The sequence below is a fragment of the Litorimonas sp. WD9-15 genome (assembly GCF_050271975.1).
In the GTDB taxonomy this organism is placed as follows: domain Bacteria; phylum Pseudomonadota; class Alphaproteobacteria; order Caulobacterales; family Maricaulaceae; genus Litorimonas.
In genome coordinates this window covers 3,072,229-3,088,408 of sequence record NZ_CP189850.1, presented here as the reverse complement: position 1 = coordinate 3,088,408, position 16,180 = coordinate 3,072,229, and the positions used below count along the sequence as shown (strand labels likewise).

Below are 16,180 nucleotides of genomic sequence, written 5' to 3'. Positions count from 1 at the left end.
CATGTTCATCATATGGAAGATACGACCCCTGAACCCAACGTATGTGTGGCTTGTATTGCCTCTTCGCAGGACGATGATCTTGAGCGCGACCTGCCGCCACTGCCATCCCTTCCAGAATTTTTAATAGCGAATACATTGGACCATGATTTGAATGGTCTGAATGCCGTGCAGTTTACGCTTGTTTTAAGCGATGAGACCGCGCTTGAACCGCCAAATTTGCGGTTATCGGCCCCACGTGCCCCGCCTGTCTAAGGCCGCTTAAAATTGACATTGTCTGAGTTCGTTTTGGAACTCGCCATTTTCTGACGTCGTCAGAGACAAATACTTCTATTAAAAATCATATTGGAGGATCCCATGCGGTCTCTTAAACTTGCTGGCTTGGCCTCAACGGCCCTTTGCGTTGTTGCGCTTTCTACATCTGCCAATGCCCAAATTGATGACGAGGTCGTCATCGCCACAGATACACGCCAAGCCTATCTTGGGAACTTCAACCCTCTCGAGGTCCCGAATGCTGATCAAGTTATTGACAGCGAACTTCTTGAAAATGCGGGCGTGCTCAACTTGAGTGAAGCCCTCGACTTATCCGCGTCGGTCGCGCGCCAAAATAATTTTGGCGGGTTGTGGAACAGTTTTTCCGTTCGCGGTTTCGCGGGTGATATTAATCTGCCGAGCGGTTTTCTTGTCAACGGCTTTAACGCCGGGCGCGGCTTTGGCGGGCCCCGCGATTTGGCCGGAATTGAGTCGGTCAGCGTCCTGAAGGGTCCAAGGTCAGCCTTGTTTGGCAGAGGCGAGCCCGGCGGAACTGTTAACCTCGTGACCAAAAGACCCCAATTCGAATCTGGTGGTTATATCAAAGGCACAGTGGGGAGCTGGGAACAGTACCGCGCTGAGGCGGATATACAGCATTTTGTCAGCGGAGACGGGGGCGATTTGGGTTTCCGTTTGGTCGGTTTCTATGAAGATGCCGAGAGTTTTCGCAATGATGTTGAGACGGAAAAGTTGGGTTTTTACCCGTCTGTGACACTCAACCTAAATGACGCTGCGACGGTGACTTATGAATTGGAATATACGGAACAAGAGCTTCCTTTTGATCGTGGCGTCGTCTTTTCCGAGGAATTTGGATTCTCGCCGCGCGATTTTTTTGTTGGCGAGAATGTTCCAATTGAGACGCAGGTTTTAGGCCATCAGCTGGAAGTCGAATTTGACCTCAATGAGAATTGGAGCCTACTCACGGGCGCGGGTTACCGTGAGACGAGCTTGGAAGGGGACGCGTTTGAGCCACAATTCGGATCGCGTCAAACCTTCTTCCGGGACGATGAAGGTGGTCAATTCGTTTCGCGTTTCTTCCGTTCGCGTGATTTTGAGTCAGATTATGTCGTCCTTCGCGGTGAGTTGGCGGGTGAGTTCAACACGGGCGGCTTACGCCATCGTTTGATCTTAGGGGCTGACTATGATGAGTTTGATAATACACTTGTGATCGACCGGGGACGCCCCAGCCCGCGCGGTGATTTCCTTGGCGAGGGTCGCCTACTCACGGATGCGACTCCGGCAGAGCTTGGCCGGTTCCTCTTGCTGGATATCAATAATCCCGTTTACGGCTTGAACCTCGCCCCTGATGCAGGCGCGAATACGAATCGAAATGAAGTGCTGAGCGGTTTTGGTCTCTATATTCAGGACCAGATTGATATTACCGATCAACTCCAGGTCCGGATCGGTGGCCGCTTTAGTGATTTTGAGCAGGACATTACCAATAACCTTGTGGATCCTAACGCGACACGCACAACATCCGATACCCGGTTCTCTCCACAGGTTGGGGTGGTCTATCGTGTCAATGAAGGGGTGAGCCTTTATGCGTCCTACGGAGAAGGTTTCCGTCAGCAGACGGGTGTTGATTTCCAAGGTGATCAATTTGACCCGAATTTAACAGATTCACTGGAGGGCGGCGTAAAAGCCGAACTCGGTCAATTTTTCGACACAGTAAACGGTTCGGTGAGTTTGACGGTTTTCCAAGTCAATCAGGATAATTTCCTCGTCAATGATGATAGACCCGAAGCGACCGCAGTTGGTTTCTTCTCCATTCCGGCAGGTGAGGCCGCAAGTACAGGCGTGGAATTTGATGCCAATGTAGAGTTCGAAAACGATCTCAGCCTCTGGGTGTCCTATGCCTATACGGATGCGGAATTTAAAAATAGCTTTGCCGATGCTGACGGATTTGGATTTACAATCGATGCGGGTGATCCGCTGATCAATACGCCAAAACATCAGTTTAACGTGCAGGCCGCCAAGAATTTCGATCTCGGTGCTATCCAGGCGCAACTTGGCGGAGGCTTGCTTTATGTGGGCGACCGAAATGGTTTTGTGGGGTCGGACTTCGAATTGCCGGATTATACAACTGTGCGGGCCTTTGCAGAAATCGAACCCGTTGAAAATATTTCACTCCGTTTGGATGTTGATAATATCTTCGATGAAACTTTCTACACGAATTCCTTTGCCAATGTGTGGGTTGAACCGGGTGCGCCGCGTCGTTTCCGGATCACCGCCGCGTATAATTTTTAGGAGCGTTTTATGTCAGCTATCGAAGTCAATGACCTATTCGTCAGTCGTGACGGGACCGAGGTCCTGCAAGGCATTTCCTTCTCTGTTGAACGGGGCAGCGTGTATGCGCTGCTCGGCGGGAATGGGGCCGGGAAGTCCACTACTCTGTTAACTTTATTGGGTTTTCTATCTCCGCAACGTGGCGCGGTAAATGTGCTCGACTCTGACGTTGCAAAAGATGTGAAACAGTTGCGTCAGCAGATTGCCTATCTTCCGGAAGCGGCGACTCTTTATCCGCATCTTAATGCCTATGAAAATCTTGAATATTTTCTCGACTTGGCGGGCAAGACGACACCGAAAGCTGAATTAGATGTGGTTTTGGACGAGGTCGGACTTCAAGTTGAGGCCCGGTCCCGCCACATGGATAATTATTCCAAGGGCATGCGCCAGAAAGTGGCGATTGCGCTTGCGATCCTGCGGGAAACTCCCGTTTTATTGCTTGACGAACCCACCTCCGGTCTCGACCCGATTGCTATTGATGAGTTTAATGCCTTGGTGCGGAAACTGGCGGGGCAGGGCAAAACGATCCTCATGGTGACCCATGATGTTTACGGGGCCTGTCAGGTCGCAGACCGCATTGGCCTTTTGCGGCGCGGGCAACTCGTCGGAAGTTTCGATGCAGAGACCGGACAGCGGATTGACACGGACCGCGTCCATGCGGCCTTTGCAAAAAGGGCTGTAGCATGAGCAGTTCACTCCGCATCGCAAAAGAAGAATGGCGGCAATGGCTGCGCTCGCGCCTCGCCGTACTCAGCTTAATCGTCTTCACCGTTCTACTTCTATTTACGACCGCATTTACAATGCTAGATGCGCAGGAAGCCCGTCATGAACGGCTTCATCAACAGGAACAGGCTGAAGAGACATTCCTCAATCAGCCGGACCGCCATCCGCATCGTATGGTACATTACGGACATTACGTTTTCCGCGCTCCGCCACCGCTCGCCATGTTTGATCCCGGCGTGGATGCCGTCACCGGGCAGTCCCTTTTCCTAGAGGGTCACAGACAAAATTCAGCGATGTTTGCTGATGCGCGCGCAGAAGCGCGTACAGGTGGCTTTGGCGCTCTAACACCCGCAAAGCTGTATCATCTCTTCCTCCCATTGCTTATTATTGCGCTGGGGCATGGGGTCATTTTGCGTGAGCGTGAGGCCCGAACATTGGGGCCGCTCTTGTCACAAGGGGTGTCCGGTTCAAGGCTTTACCGTGGTAAATTACTAGCCTTAGGCGTATTGATCGCAGCGCTATCGCTGCCCGCTTTATTCTCCGCCATCGCTGCAACGTTTTTCGGTGAAAGTCTTTTGGCTAGCCTAGCCCTCTATACAGGGACTTTACTCTATCTGGGGGTCTGGGCGGCCTTGACCCTTCTGGTCTCTCTTGCAACCCGCTCACGCGGTTTGGCATTGGGCGTTTTATCCGCCCTCTGGGTGATAACAGTTCTCGTCATTCCAAGAATTGGTGTAACCTCAGCTAGTGCAGCTTTGCCGACGGAAGGTAAAATTCTGACAGATATGCGTATGAATGAAGACCTCAGAAAGCTGGGAGATGGTCACAACGCAGCGGATCCAGCTTTTGCTAAATTGCGGGCAAACCTGCTCGCGCAATATGATGTTGAGACTGTTGATGAGCTTCCCATAAATTTCCGCGGTATGGTCGCCTCGGAAAGTGAAACCAAACTGACGGAAACGCTGAATGCCTATGCGGAAAAACGTATGGAGCGGGAACGGGACCAAGCGGCTCATCTGTCCGCATATGGTTGGATTTCGCCTTACATTGCCGTTGCTGCTGCCTCTCGTCATCTCGCCGGGACGGATCTTGAAACGCATCATCGTTTCCTCCGCGAGGCAGAGGCGGTCCGGTTTGATTTTGTCCAAGGGTTGAATAAAGCCCATATCGAAGACCTATCCTATGAGGATGATATTAATCGTAATAATGGTGAAGAGGGATGGAAAAATGCACGTATCGACTCGGAGAATTGGAAGGTATTAAATAACTTCCGTTTTGCGCCCGATGCTGCGCAAACGCGCTTGGATAGGGCCATGTCCATGCTCATGGCTTTGACCCTCTGGTTTATGGGTTTACTTGGCTTAGGGCTTATAGCGGCACGGAGGCTCACACCATGATGCGCGAATTAAAATTTATGTTCCGCGATAAAGCCGTTTGGGTTTGGCTCACGCTGGCTTTTCTATTTTCCCTCGCGGCTGTGATACTTGGGGTGAACGAGGTTCGCCAGCAGCGCGCCGAAATTGCGGAGCTTAAACAGCTGGATCAGATTGAGCGGGAAGTTGCACTTTCCGATCAATCTGACTGGGGCTCTGCGGCCTATTATACCTTTCACATCACCTATGATCCCCCATCCGATTTTGCCTATGCGGCTATCGGACAGAGGGATGTGAATCCATGGAAACATCGTATTCGGATGTTGGCGCTGGAGGGGCAAATCTATGAGACCGATGCCAATAATCCTGACTTTGCCTTGATTGGTCGATTTGATTTCGCTTTTGTTGCGAGTTTGATTGCACCCTTACTCGTCATCCTGCTCTTATTTGATCTAAGATCCGGAGAGCAGGTGGCGGGAAGATTGCGGTTGATCGAAGCCAGTGCGGGTAATCCGCAAACACTCTGGCGTCTGCGGGCAGCCTTACGGGTTGCCGCTCTATCAATCGTGCTGTGTTTGCCCGTCATTCTTGGCGGGTTAGTGTCCGGGGCGTCAATAGGGACCCTCGTGCTCTGCGTTTTGGCCGTCTGCCTTTACCTCATTTTTTGGACGGCTTTGACGCTTTGGCTAACGCCAGCAAAACGGACGGGCGCTTATAATTTGACCATTATGCTCGGTGTTTGGTTGCTCACCTGCGCCGTCATTCCGGCAACGCTGACGGAAGCAATCAGTCGCGCGGTTCACCTTCCTGATGGGGGTGAAATCGTTCTGACGCAGCGCGAAGCCGTCAATGATGCCTGGGACCTTCCTCGAGCCGATACGTATACACCATTTCTCGAGCGTCATCCTGATTGGAAAGATTACACAAGTTGGGACAAGGAGGCCTTTGAGTGGAAATGGTATTATGCATTCCAACAAGTGGGTGATCAAACAGCTGAAGATCTCAGCCAAGCTTACCGCGAAGGACAGGCCCGCCGCGATGAAATGGCCTGTTTGTCCAGCGTCGTGTCTCCCGCGACACTTCTTCAACGGGTGATGGAAAACTTAGCCGAGACAGATATGCAGGCTGCCATAGCTTATGAGCAGGATGTTCGAGATTTTCACGCAAATTTACGCGCGTGGCATTATCCCAAAATCTTTAAAGATGAGCGTTTCGATGCGGATGAGGCCGTACGGATAATCCCAACCTTCGATCCCGAAATTGTACGGGACGGCAAAGCAGGAGGATTAAGCCACTAAAGTCTGACACTTGATTTTGTCTCGTGGTATTTTCGCAACACTGTCTCTGAGATTTGCATCCGAAGTCAAAACCACTTGTGAGTCCAAGGTTTGATTGAGGTCAATTGTTTATATTATTCCTGCACAAATAGTTTTTTGAGACGTAAGTAGTGCATTCCTTTAAGGGCAATCTCAAATGAAACGTTTCTCTAAATTGGTCTATGCTTTGTCCGTGTCGGGAACTCTTTTGTCCGCATGCGCAAGTCTCACTGTTCCTGAAAAACCAAGCCCTGAGTCCTCCCTCGCCATAGCGGCTGAAATTCCGGAAGTCTTTTTCAACGCGGACGGTGTTTCTTTGCCGTTTGAGACCTCTTGGTGGGAAGCTTTTGGGGATCCCGATCTGACGAGGCTGGTAAATGCCGCTTTGGCTGAAAATAGAGCGCTTGAGGTTGCCCAAGCCAATGTCAGGATTGCGTCTATGCGGCTGGAACGGCAAGAGCGGGAAAGGGGTATTCAGACGTCCAGTTCTGCGAATTTGGACGCTGGGCGTGCGGCCTTTCCAAATAGATCTGTTATTGCGACGGCCTCAGGTAATCTGGGCGCGAGTTGGGAATATGATGCTTTTGGTCGGATTGCGTCCGCCATCCGCGCAGCCGCGTTCACTGTTGAGGCGGAAGAGCAAGCCCGTCGAGATATCGCCGTAATCATTAGCAGCGAAACAGCTTTGGCCTATATAGATTTGCGGGGGGCGCAGCGCCGACTGGCTGTCGCGCGCGATAATGCTCAGACGCAGTTACAGAGTTTAGACCTGCTAAAATTACGTCTTGAGAACGGTCGGGCCACCGATTTAGATGTGAGCCGTTCAGAAGCGCAATACCGTACAACACTCGCAGACCTTCCGCGTTTTCAGGCTGGCATTGAAAGCGCGGTGAGTCGGCTGGCCGTTCTAACAGGGACGTCTGCCTCCGCGCCGAGCCAAGATTTACTAGATTTGAAAGAGACCGAACGTGATATTCCGAGCCTAACAGAGAGTTTTACGGTCAATGCGCCGCAAACCCTTTTGAGGCGTCGACCGGATATACGTTTGGCCGAAACTGAAATTTCAAGACGGTTGGCTTTAAGCGATGTGGAGAGAGCACGCCTATTCCCGACCCTAATTTTTAATGCGGATATATTCATTCTTTTTGGAAATGGTAACCGGTTTGATCAAGCCTCAAGCCTCGGATTTGGTCTCGGTCCGGCCTTGCGCTGGGAAGGCCCGGATCTAACGCGTGTGCGCGCGGATATCGCTGTCGCAGATGCTGAAACCGAGCGGGCCTATATTGTTTATGAGCAGACAGTCCTGCAAGCTCTTGCCGATGTTGAGGCCGCCTTGTCCAATCGCCGGAACGAGGCCACAAGGCAGGAAAATCTGATATTGGCTGTGCGGTCCGCAAAACAATCCGTAGAGCTAGCGCAGCTGCGTTTCGAAGAAGGTGTTGATGATTTCCTAGACGTTCTGGACGCACAACGGACATTATTGGCAGCTGAGGACCGGCTGGCTGAGAACCGCTTGCAAACAACCAGATTGACGGTTCAAACGTACAGAGAATTAGGCGGAATTTGGTAATTGCCTTCCAAATGACCGGCCACGTAAAAAAAGCAGTTCTAAAAATGACATATCGCATATTTTCCACCGTCGCCGTCTTTATCACGTGTTTGGGCCTGTCGCAGTTTGCGCAAGCGCAGCGTGGCCCGGCCAGTGTTTTTGTTGAGCCCGTCACAGAACGTGAATTTGCCATTAGGGTAGAGGCCTTGGGCACACTCACACCGAATGAAGTCGTGAATCTCACGTTGAATACGGCGGATCGTGTTCAATCACTATATTTTGATGATGGCCAGCGTGTCCGAAAAGGAAAAACACTCTTATCGCTTGCGCAGCGCGAACAGATAGCGCTCACCGAACAAGCGGAAGCCAATTCAGAAGAAGCCATCAAACAACTTGAGCGGGTTGAAAGACTGGCGAATCGCAACGCGGTTTCAAAAGCGGAACTGGATGAAGCCAGACGTGCGGTTGAGTCTGCGAGTGCGCAATTAAGAGCCGTGCAATCCCGTCAGAAGGATAGGGTACTTGTTGCACCTTTCGATGGTGTTCTCGGGTTTCGACAGGTCAGTGTCGGATCCTTTGTCAGGCCGGGTGATACCGTCGCGCGTTTAATCGATGACAGTGAAATGAATTTGGAATTTTCGGTCCCGTCAACATTTTTGAGATCGTTAAAACCGGGAACGAAAGTCTCCGCGCGGACGGATGACTTGCCCGATATGGCTTTTGATGGTGAGATTGCGACTTTGGATAATGTGATTGATCCTATCACGCGATCTGTGACCGTTCGTGCGACACTTCCTAATCCTGATAGAGTTTTGATGTCCGGTATGTTTATGGAGGTCATCTTAATCGCAAACCCGCGCAAGAGCCTATCTATACCAGAAGAGGCCGTGCAGCCCATTGGCCCAAAAACCTATGTCTACAGACTCAATGATGCAGATGGTACACTCACGGCGCAACGGCTCGATGTTGAGCTTGGGGCGGCAGAAAACGGCTATATCGAAGTGAAGTCAGGTTTAAATCCTGGTGACCGGATTATTACGGAAGGCGTGATCCGCATTCGCGACGGCGCGGAAGTGAAAGTAGAAAGTAAATCCATACTTTTGCCGACAAAGGCCGGTGAGGTGCGTGTTTCAGGCGGTACGAATATATCCCGATCAACTGGAATTATGGCTGATGCGGCGCAGAGACCCTAAATATGTTGCTCTCTGATACAGCCGTCAAACGGCCGGTCTTTGCATCCGTTATTGCCCTGATCCTCATCATTTTTGGGGTGATTGCCTTTGATCGTCTGTCCTTGCGCGAATATCCGGATATTGATGCGCCGATTGTGTCAATTGATACGCGCTATGCCGGCGCATCCGCTTCGGTCGTTGAAACCCGGATCACCCAAATCATCGAAGACCGCATTGCCGGTGTTGAGGGCATCCGATTTATTAATTCGACGAGTTCAGATGGTCGTTCCCGTATCAGTGTCGAGTTTGGAATTGATCAGGATATTGATGTCGCTGCAAATGATATTCGCGACCGTATTTCAGGCGTTCTCGATAATTTGCCGGAAGAGGCTGACCCGCCGGAAGTGGAAAAAGCTGATAGCAATGATGATGTCATCATTTGGTTGAACCTTGCCAGTGATAGTATGACGGTTCCGGAATTGTCAGACTATGCGGACAGATATCTTGTTGATCGGTTTTCCGCATTGGACGGCGTGGCACGCGTGCGCGTTGGTGGCTCAAGAGACTATGCGTTGCGCGTCTGGATTGACCGCCGCAAATTGGCTGCGCGTAATTTAACGGTTGCGGATATTGAAGGCGCGCTCAGGTCTGAAAATATTGAGGCCCCTGCCGGGAATTTGGAGTCAAACCAGCGTATTTACACGATGCGTCTGAACCGGGCTTTCCAGACTGCCGATGACTTTGCGGGCCTTGTGATCGCCGAAGGGGATGATGGATTTCTCGTCCGACTTGGTGATATTGCACGCGTGGAGCGTGGGACGGAAGAAGATCGGAATATGTTTCGTGGGAATGGTGTACCCATGGTCGGTCTTGGTATTGTCAAACAATCGACGGCCAATACGGTCGATGTTGCGCAATCCGCCCGCGATCTTGCGGATCGCCTGAATGAGACGTTACCGGAAGGCATCGTCATTGCGCGGAGTTTTGACAGTTCGGTTTTTATTTCCGCCTCTATTCGCGAAGTTTACACAACGCTGGGTATTGCCGTCGTACTCGTCACGCTCGTGATCTTCCTGTTTTTGGGCAGCCTACGCGCGACAATTATACCGGCAATCACAGTTCCGATTTCAATCACGGCGACATTTATCATTCTTTTCGCGCTAGGACTTTCTATTAACCTGCTTACACTTTTAGCACTTGTACTGGCCATTGGGTTGGTTGTGGATGATGCCATTGTTGTGTTGGAAAATATTGTCCGTCGCATCAATGCATATGACGAGACACCGCTGGTCGCGGCCTATCGCGGGACACGACAGGTTGGTTTTGCCGTGGTCGCAACGACGTTAGTTTTGGTCGCCGTCTTTGTTCCAATCACATTTTTGCAGGGCGATATTGGGCGTCTCTTCAGAGAGTTTGCGCTGACCATTGCGGCCGCCGTTGTGTTTTCCAGCCTGCTGGCGCTCACCTTGACGCCGATGCTGGCGTCCAAGCTTATAAAGATGAAAAATCGTGATAAGCCCACGCTTTTATCGGCGCTCCCGCGGGCTGTTGATCGTCTGTTTGAACATGTTTTGAAAGGATATGGCTGGGTCATCGACAGATTGATTAAACGTCCGATCCTCGTGGGCCTCGTGCTTGTGGGGCTTCTGGGCGGGGCGGTTTATGGGGTGAATAATATCCAGCAGGAATATGTTCCAATCGAGGACCGCGGCGGTTTCTTCGTGGCTGTCCGCGGGCCCGAGGGGGCGTCCTATAGCTATATGGAACGCTATATGGACGAGATCGAAAGACGTCTTTTACCCTATACGGAGAGCCAAGACGGCAATCCGCCGGAAATGACACGCCTGCTCATTCGGGCTCCGGGCTTTGGCGGAAATTCTTACAATGGTGGATTCGTAATTGTCGTATTGAACGACTGGAGCGCACGCCGACCTGCGGATGAAATTATCTCGGAAATCAATAGAGGTCTTTCCGATCTTCCCGGTATTCGAGCCTTTGCCCGGATGCGTCAGGGCTTGGGCGGGGGGACGGGCAAACCGGTTCAATTCGTCCTCGGCGGCCCCTCTTATGAGACTTTGACGGAATGGCGAGATATATTTGTTGAAGCGTTGGAAACTAATAATCCCGGCTTGGTAGATATTGACTGGGATTATAAAGAAACCCAACCCCAATACCGTATTGATATCAATTATGATCGCGCGGCAGATTTGGGTGTGACCGTTGATGATATTGGTCGCACATTGCAGACGATGCTGGGCTCGCGTCGGGTCACGACTTATATTGATAAGGGTGAGGAATATGACATCATCCTTGAAGGCCTTCGTAACGAACAGAATAATGCGAATGATGTCTCGAATATATATGTACGGTCGGACCGTTCCGGTCGGCTGATTCCGCTTTCTAACCTCGTCACGATTTTGCCAAGTGCGGATAGTGCGTCGCTCAATCGATATAATCGCGTGCGCGCGATTACAATCGAAGCTGGATTGGCAGACGGTGCGGCGTTGGGTGATGTTTTGGACGCGATGCAGAAAACGGCACGTGAGGTTTTACCACAAGAGGCTACAATCGATTTCAAAGGGCAGTCCTTGGACTTTAAGACGTCTGGAAGTTCAATTATTTTTGTTTTTGGCACGGGACTTGTGATTGTGTTCCTCGTTCTCGCCGCGCAATTTGAGAGCTACCGCCACCCCGTGATTATTATCCTGACGGTTCCCGCAACAATTGCTGGCGGCCTGCTCGGATTATGGCTGACGGGGAACTCGCTCAATATCTACACCCAGATTGGATTGATTATGTTGATTGGCTTGGCGGCCAAGAACGGTATTCTGATTGTCGAATTTGCAAACCAGCTTCGAGACGAGGGTGTTGAATTTGCAGAAGCGATAAAAGAATCTGCGATGACGCGTTTTCGTCCCATCGTCATGACGGGTTTGACAACTGCGGCGGGCGCTGTACCGCTTTTGATCTCCAGCGGGGCTGGATCTGAAACACGCGCCGCGATCGGTGTGGTTATCCTATTTGGTGTTATCGCAGCCGCCTTAGTGTGCGTTTTATTCGTGCCGACGGCCTATGCTCTACTCGCCCGCGGGACAGGATCTCCAAAAGATGTCGCGAGACGGTTAGAGGCGGAAGCCAAACAAAGCCGGTTGCAAGACGATGGAGCCACAGAAGGTAAGGGTGGCCTCCTCCCGGCAGAGTAGGTTGATAAAACGGTAAGAACTGGCGCACCCGACAGGCGTAGAACTAGCGTCCATCTAGGTTTGATGTTGTGCAGTGTAATCAAAAAAACTAACAGTTTTACTGGGATTATTGTCGTTTGTAGTCCAATGTGACCTGATAACAGCCAACACTTGCGCTAGGCACCGCGCTGGGCACGGCTAGGCACGGCGTTTCGATTAGCGACAAATCTAATCCAGCGCTTTAGGATCAAGGCGGGTTAGCGTGAGTAGACTTCATAAATTGACAGCAACGGGAGCGAAGGCCCTTACGAAAACAGGGCGTCATTCGGACGGGGGCGGGTTATATCTGCGCGTTCAGAGCGGCGGGCGTAAGTCTTGGCTATTCATGTGGAAGCGCGAAAGCGTCCAGCGTGAGGTTGGCTTAGGCTCTTTTGTAACCGTCACCCTAAAGGCCGCCCGTCAAATGGCGCAAACCGCGCGTGAGGCGCTGGCAAGGGGCGAAGACCCAAAGATCGCCCTGCGTCCGCCGACAACGAAAACCTTTCTGGACGCGGCGGAGGCTTGCCTAAAGGCGCGTGACTTGGACAGCCTAAACCCAAAGACGAAACGCAAATGGGAGCGCACGGCTTTTGAAATCGCAAAGCCCCTGCACCGTAGGCCCGTCGCAGATGTGAAGCGCGAAGACATTTTAAAAATACTCACACCAATTTGGCAAAAAACCCCAGAGACGGGCCGCAACGTCCGTTCACACCTAGAGATCATATTCAACTATGCGAAGGGCCGTGAATGGAGCGATGCTGAAAATCCAGCGCTATGGAAGGGTGGACTTGAAGCCGTGTTGCCAGCGCTTAACCGCGCCAACGTCAAACATCATCCCGCAATGCCCTATGGTGATGTGCCAGATTTTATTGAGCGCTTGCGAGAGCGGCCAGCCATTGCAGCGCGGGCGCTGGAGTTTACAATTCTGACAGCCGTAAGAACAAGCGAGGCGCTGGACGCCGTTATAAGCGAGTTTGATTTAGACGCTGGAACTTGGACCATTCCAGCGGAACGCATGAAATCAGGCCGCCATCATACCGTGCCTTTATCAGACCGCGCTATTGAGATTGTTCAAGACATGCGGGCCGCGCCTGTTTCAGACTATGTTTTCTTTGGCCAGCGCCCCAATCGTCCTTTGTCGAATATGTCCATGCTTATGCTCATGCGTAGGATGAAAGCGAAGAACGCGGTCCCGCATGGCTTTAGATCCACCTTCAGAGATTGGGCAGGGGATCGGACGCGATACGCGAGGGAGGTTGCAGAGGCCGCATTGTCTCATTCGGTTGGCGATGTGGTAGAGCGATCATATCGGCGCGGGGATGCATTGGAGAAGCGCCGAGGACTCATGCAGGATTGGGCAGCTTTTTGCGAGGGTGAATTAAACGCAAAAGTCGTGCAGCTTCGCGGGTGATCAGGCTTCAAGGTTTCGCGAGACTTATTGGGATGAGCGCTTGAAAATTTGCGAATGGTGGACGTCACCGCCGGAACAGTTGCGAAAGTCAACCGACTCAACCTAAGAATTCCTCGTAGAATATGGGGAGTGTGATTTGAAAGCGATCGATTATTGGCGTCTTGCGGATGAGTTGACAGTTGTACAAGGCGCACTTCTGATATGCGGTTATGACCCTTCCGAGCTTCAATACAAAATGGGCTATGGTTCTAAAGAAAAGCCAGTCGGATATGTGGCAGTGAAGCATGCATTAGGGAGTGCCGTTAAGGCGAAAATTCTCCAAGGCAGAGAAGCGCACGTGGTAAACCCAAACGATGGAGAGTATTATCCAGATGATGATCTGGCTTTGATAAGGGTTGATGCGATTAAAGATTGGTTGCGTTCTAAAGGAGTCGTCACTCATTTCTTTTTCTTTCCTGAAGAACCTGAGGGAGAATTTTTAAGTTCCCAACACCCTCGCTACTCTCCTAAATTGGCGGCGGCGATACGAGCTTGGCAAGCGATGGAAGGGAAAGACTTAAAGGGGAAAACCCCTAAGCAATCTGTGATAAAATGGTTGCGCCTTCATGGTGCAGATTACGATTTAACAGATGATGACGGGAAACCACTTGATACCGTCATCGACGAGATTGCCAAAATAGTGAACTGGAAACCGCAAGGCGGAGCGCCTAAGACTCCAACTGGTGCAGGTTCCACAAAACCTACTGGAGTTTCGAAGGCTCTAGCAGCAATTGATCAAAACTTCCAAGTCACGGCGGAGAAAAAAATCGATTCGATAGGAAAATTTGACTTTGATTTGGATGCAGAAATTCCATTTTAAGTGATTGTATTTGAGAGATTATTTTTATCTCTGAGAGTTATTCAGTTGAAAGGGTGTGACGGGTTTTCGTAACCTACCCAGCTATTAAACCTGCCAGAATTGTCGATCTTGATGTGACCAACTCACTTGGAGACCGCATATGTCCGATAACCCCGCATTCCCCCAAACTGGCCTAGTTCGCCTCTCTCAAATCCTTTCTCCGCGCGGTCCTATACCCGTCTCTAAGTCCACGTGGTGGCAAGGCGTGAAGGATGGGCGCTTTCCCCAACCGCAAAAGCTAGGGCCGCGTACGACCGTTTGGAAAGTTGAAGACATCCGTGCGCTCTTTGAGACACCGTCTAATGGCTAGGCGGTATAGCGCTGCTGGGATCAGTAAGAACCTCACTTACACCATTCTCGAAATTCAAGAGATACGTGGGACTTCGCCGCAAACCGTTAGGCGATGGATGAAGGAAGAGGGCTTGCCTGCTATGACTTCCCAGCGCCCGTTTTTGATACATGGTGCGGACCTGATAGATTTCCTGAATGGTAAGAGCAATCGCGGCAAAAACCCCCATGCTATAGGTGAGCTATCATGCTTTAAATGCGGCAAGCGTGGGAGGCCATTGGGCGATATGGCGGACCTAGTAAGAGAAGGCTCTCGCCGTCGCCTGAAAGCCTTATGCGGAGAATGCGAGCGCCCTGTTAGTCTCATGATTGGCGCGGCAAAGCTCGCCCAATATCGCGAGGTTTTGGACATCGCGGATAGTGCCCCTCTTTGAGCCTATTGGAACCCTTCACCCTCAACCTAAATCATCACTTACCGATGGGAGCTTACCATGCGCAAAATCAATGAAGAGAATGAGCGCATAAAGCGCCGATATTTTACCTATATGCGACAAGCCAAAGGGCGGGATAATAAGACCATCGCCAAGCTCGCAGCGGCGCTCATCAAGTATGAGCAAAGCACGGGCCACAAGAGCTTCAAACGCTTCCACATCGAAGACGCTGGGCGGTTTAAAACGCATCTTGATAAGGCGAAGAATGCGCGTACGAAAAAGCCGCTGAGCCACGCCACCATCGACTCGACTTTGCGCACGGTGAAAGCATTCTTCCTTTGGCTTGCCGGGCAGCCCGGGTACAAATCGAGGATCAGCTATGCGGACGCGGAATACTTCAACAATACACTGAAAAATGCGCGCATCGCCCATACCCATCGCCCGATGGAATACCCAAGCCTGAAACAATGCCAGCGGGCGTTTGAGGCAATGCCAGAGCGCACAGTCGATCAAAAGCTAGAAAAGGCTGCTTTCGCTTTCTTCCTATTGACGGGCGGGCGTCTGAAGGCGGTTTCCACACTACGCCTCAAACATATCAATCTGGAGGATGGGCGAGTCTATATGGATGCGAGAGAGGTGGCGACTAAAGGCGCGAAGTCGATCAACACATGGTTCTATCCTGTTGATCCGATGTACCGAGACTATTTTGAAAGCTGGATGCAACACCTGACCGACATCGAATTCTTTGGACCTGAAGACCCGCTCTTCCCAAAACCACGCATTGGCATAGTCAAAGGAAAAGGCTTCCAAAATCTGGGGCTTTCAAGAAAACCATATGCCAGCACGTCAAAACTTTATAAAGCGGTGAAGACCGCATTCTCCAGCGTCCAAATGCCCGCCTATTCACCGCATAACTTCAGGCGGACGCACGCAAGCATGATGAAAGATCATTGTAAGAATTCGGATGACATGCAGGCTTGGGGGATGAACTTTGGCCATGATGACCTCATAACGACATTCCGTTCCTACAATCCCTTGTCCGTCCAGCGGCAAGGCGAAATTATGCAGGCCATGCAAAAGAGGGCCGGGGGTCAATTTTAAAGACTGTTTCAAACGGACACCCACGACTAAGCTCCATTTGCAATATGTGCTGTAAGAAAGAGGGGTATGGGGTCGAAAGTCTATGCTGAACCAATAGCCAGA

13 protein-coding genes are annotated in these 16,180 nt (G+C 51.2%); all 13 read left to right on the top strand.

What is annotated here, in order from left to right:
- Window positions 1–12: 12 nt before the first annotated feature.
- The 13 genes from ACP9M6_RS14540 to ACP9M6_RS14480 all read left to right on the top strand — a co-directional run bounded on the left by ACP9M6_RS14540 (window position 13) and on the right by ACP9M6_RS14480 (window position 16,078).
- A complete protein-coding gene (locus tag ACP9M6_RS14540; protein ID WP_427452274.1) occupies window positions 13–252 on the top strand; it encodes a hypothetical protein in 240 nt (79 codons plus the stop codon).
- 102 nt (window positions 253–354) lie between these two features.
- Window positions 355–2,556 carry a TonB-dependent siderophore receptor gene (locus ACP9M6_RS14535; protein WP_427452272.1) on the top strand — a complete coding sequence of 734 codons (2,202 nt, stop codon included), beginning with the start codon at window positions 355–357 and terminating at the stop codon, window positions 2,554–2,556.
- 9 nt (window positions 2,557–2,565) lie between these two features.
- Window positions 2,566–3,282 (top strand): ABC transporter ATP-binding protein, encoded by a 717-nt coding sequence (locus ACP9M6_RS14530; protein WP_427452270.1) that lies wholly within the window; start codon window positions 2,566–2,568, stop codon window positions 3,280–3,282.
- Window positions 3,279–4,715, top strand: a complete 1,437-nt coding sequence (locus ACP9M6_RS14525) for a DUF3526 domain-containing protein (RefSeq protein ID WP_427452268.1) — start codon at window positions 3,279–3,281, stop codon at window positions 4,713–4,715. Before ACP9M6_RS14530 ends, ACP9M6_RS14525 begins: the two co-directional genes overlap by 4 nt.
- Window positions 4,712–5,989 (top strand): DUF3526 domain-containing protein, encoded by a 1,278-nt coding sequence (locus ACP9M6_RS14520; RefSeq protein WP_427452266.1) that lies wholly within the window; start codon window positions 4,712–4,714, stop codon window positions 5,987–5,989. The genes ACP9M6_RS14525 and ACP9M6_RS14520 overlap by 4 nt, the downstream gene beginning before the upstream one ends.
- 175 nt (window positions 5,990–6,164) lie before the next feature.
- Entirely contained in the window at window positions 6,165–7,577 is a 1,413-nt protein-coding gene (locus ACP9M6_RS14515; RefSeq protein ID WP_427452264.1) for an efflux transporter outer membrane subunit, read from the top strand.
- A 44-nt stretch (window positions 7,578–7,621) separates the two neighbouring features.
- A complete protein-coding gene (locus tag ACP9M6_RS14510) occupies window positions 7,622–8,749 on the top strand; it encodes an efflux RND transporter periplasmic adaptor subunit (RefSeq protein ID WP_427452262.1) in 1,128 nt (375 codons plus the stop codon).
- Window positions 8,750–8,751: 2 nt separating this feature from the next.
- The gene (locus tag ACP9M6_RS14505; RefSeq protein ID WP_427452260.1) at window positions 8,752–11,931 is read left to right on the top strand and encodes an efflux RND transporter permease subunit; all 3,180 of its coding nucleotides are present in this window, start codon (window positions 8,752–8,754) and stop codon (window positions 11,929–11,931) included.
- Between the two features lie 241 nt (window positions 11,932–12,172).
- Entirely contained in the window at window positions 12,173–13,360 is a 1,188-nt protein-coding gene (locus ACP9M6_RS14500; RefSeq protein WP_427452258.1) for a tyrosine-type recombinase/integrase, read from the top strand.
- Between the two features lie 136 nt (window positions 13,361–13,496).
- Window positions 13,497–14,219, top strand: a complete 723-nt coding sequence (locus ACP9M6_RS14495; RefSeq protein WP_427452257.1) for a hypothetical protein — start codon at window positions 13,497–13,499, stop codon at window positions 14,217–14,219.
- 139 nt (window positions 14,220–14,358) lie between these two features.
- A complete protein-coding gene (locus ACP9M6_RS14490) occupies window positions 14,359–14,568 on the top strand; it encodes a helix-turn-helix transcriptional regulator (RefSeq protein ID WP_427452255.1) in 210 nt (69 codons plus the stop codon).
- Window positions 14,561–14,980 carry a helix-turn-helix domain-containing protein gene (locus ACP9M6_RS14485; protein WP_427452254.1) on the top strand — a complete coding sequence of 140 codons (420 nt, stop codon included), beginning with the start codon at window positions 14,561–14,563 and terminating at the stop codon, window positions 14,978–14,980. The genes ACP9M6_RS14490 and ACP9M6_RS14485 overlap by 8 nt, the downstream gene beginning before the upstream one ends.
- Before the next feature lie 57 nt (window positions 14,981–15,037).
- A complete protein-coding gene (locus ACP9M6_RS14480; RefSeq protein ID WP_427452252.1) occupies window positions 15,038–16,078 on the top strand; it encodes a tyrosine-type recombinase/integrase in 1,041 nt (346 codons plus the stop codon).
- The last annotated feature ends 102 nt before the right edge of the window (window positions 16,079–16,180 follow it).

Bases quoted from the DNA above. Each gene is read 5' to 3' on its own strand.
- ACP9M6_RS14505 (WP_427452260.1), top strand. From the start codon at position 8,752: ATGTTGCTCTCTGATACAGCCGTCAAACGGCCGGTCTTTGCATCCGTT.
- ACP9M6_RS14480 (WP_427452252.1), top strand. From the start codon at position 15,038: ATGCGCAAAATCAATGAAGAGAATGAGCGCATAAAGCGCCGATATTTT.
- ACP9M6_RS14535 (WP_427452272.1), top strand. From the start codon at position 355: ATGCGGTCTCTTAAACTTGCTGGCTTGGCCTCAACGGCCCTTTGCGTT.
- ACP9M6_RS14540 (WP_427452274.1), top strand. From the start codon at position 13: ATGGAAGATACGACCCCTGAACCCAACGTATGTGTGGCTTGTATTGCC.
- ACP9M6_RS14520 (WP_427452266.1), top strand. From the start codon at position 4,712: ATGATGCGCGAATTAAAATTTATGTTCCGCGATAAAGCCGTTTGGGTT.
- ACP9M6_RS14510 (WP_427452262.1), top strand. From the start codon at position 7,622: ATGACATATCGCATATTTTCCACCGTCGCCGTCTTTATCACGTGTTTG.
- ACP9M6_RS14530 (WP_427452270.1), top strand. From the start codon at position 2,566: ATGTCAGCTATCGAAGTCAATGACCTATTCGTCAGTCGTGACGGGACC.
- ACP9M6_RS14485 (WP_427452254.1), top strand. From the start codon at position 14,561: ATGGCTAGGCGGTATAGCGCTGCTGGGATCAGTAAGAACCTCACTTAC.
- ACP9M6_RS14490 (WP_427452255.1), top strand. From the start codon at position 14,359: ATGTCCGATAACCCCGCATTCCCCCAAACTGGCCTAGTTCGCCTCTCT.
- ACP9M6_RS14525 (WP_427452268.1), top strand. From the start codon at position 3,279: ATGAGCAGTTCACTCCGCATCGCAAAAGAAGAATGGCGGCAATGGCTG.
- ACP9M6_RS14515 (WP_427452264.1), top strand. From the start codon at position 6,165: ATGAAACGTTTCTCTAAATTGGTCTATGCTTTGTCCGTGTCGGGAACT.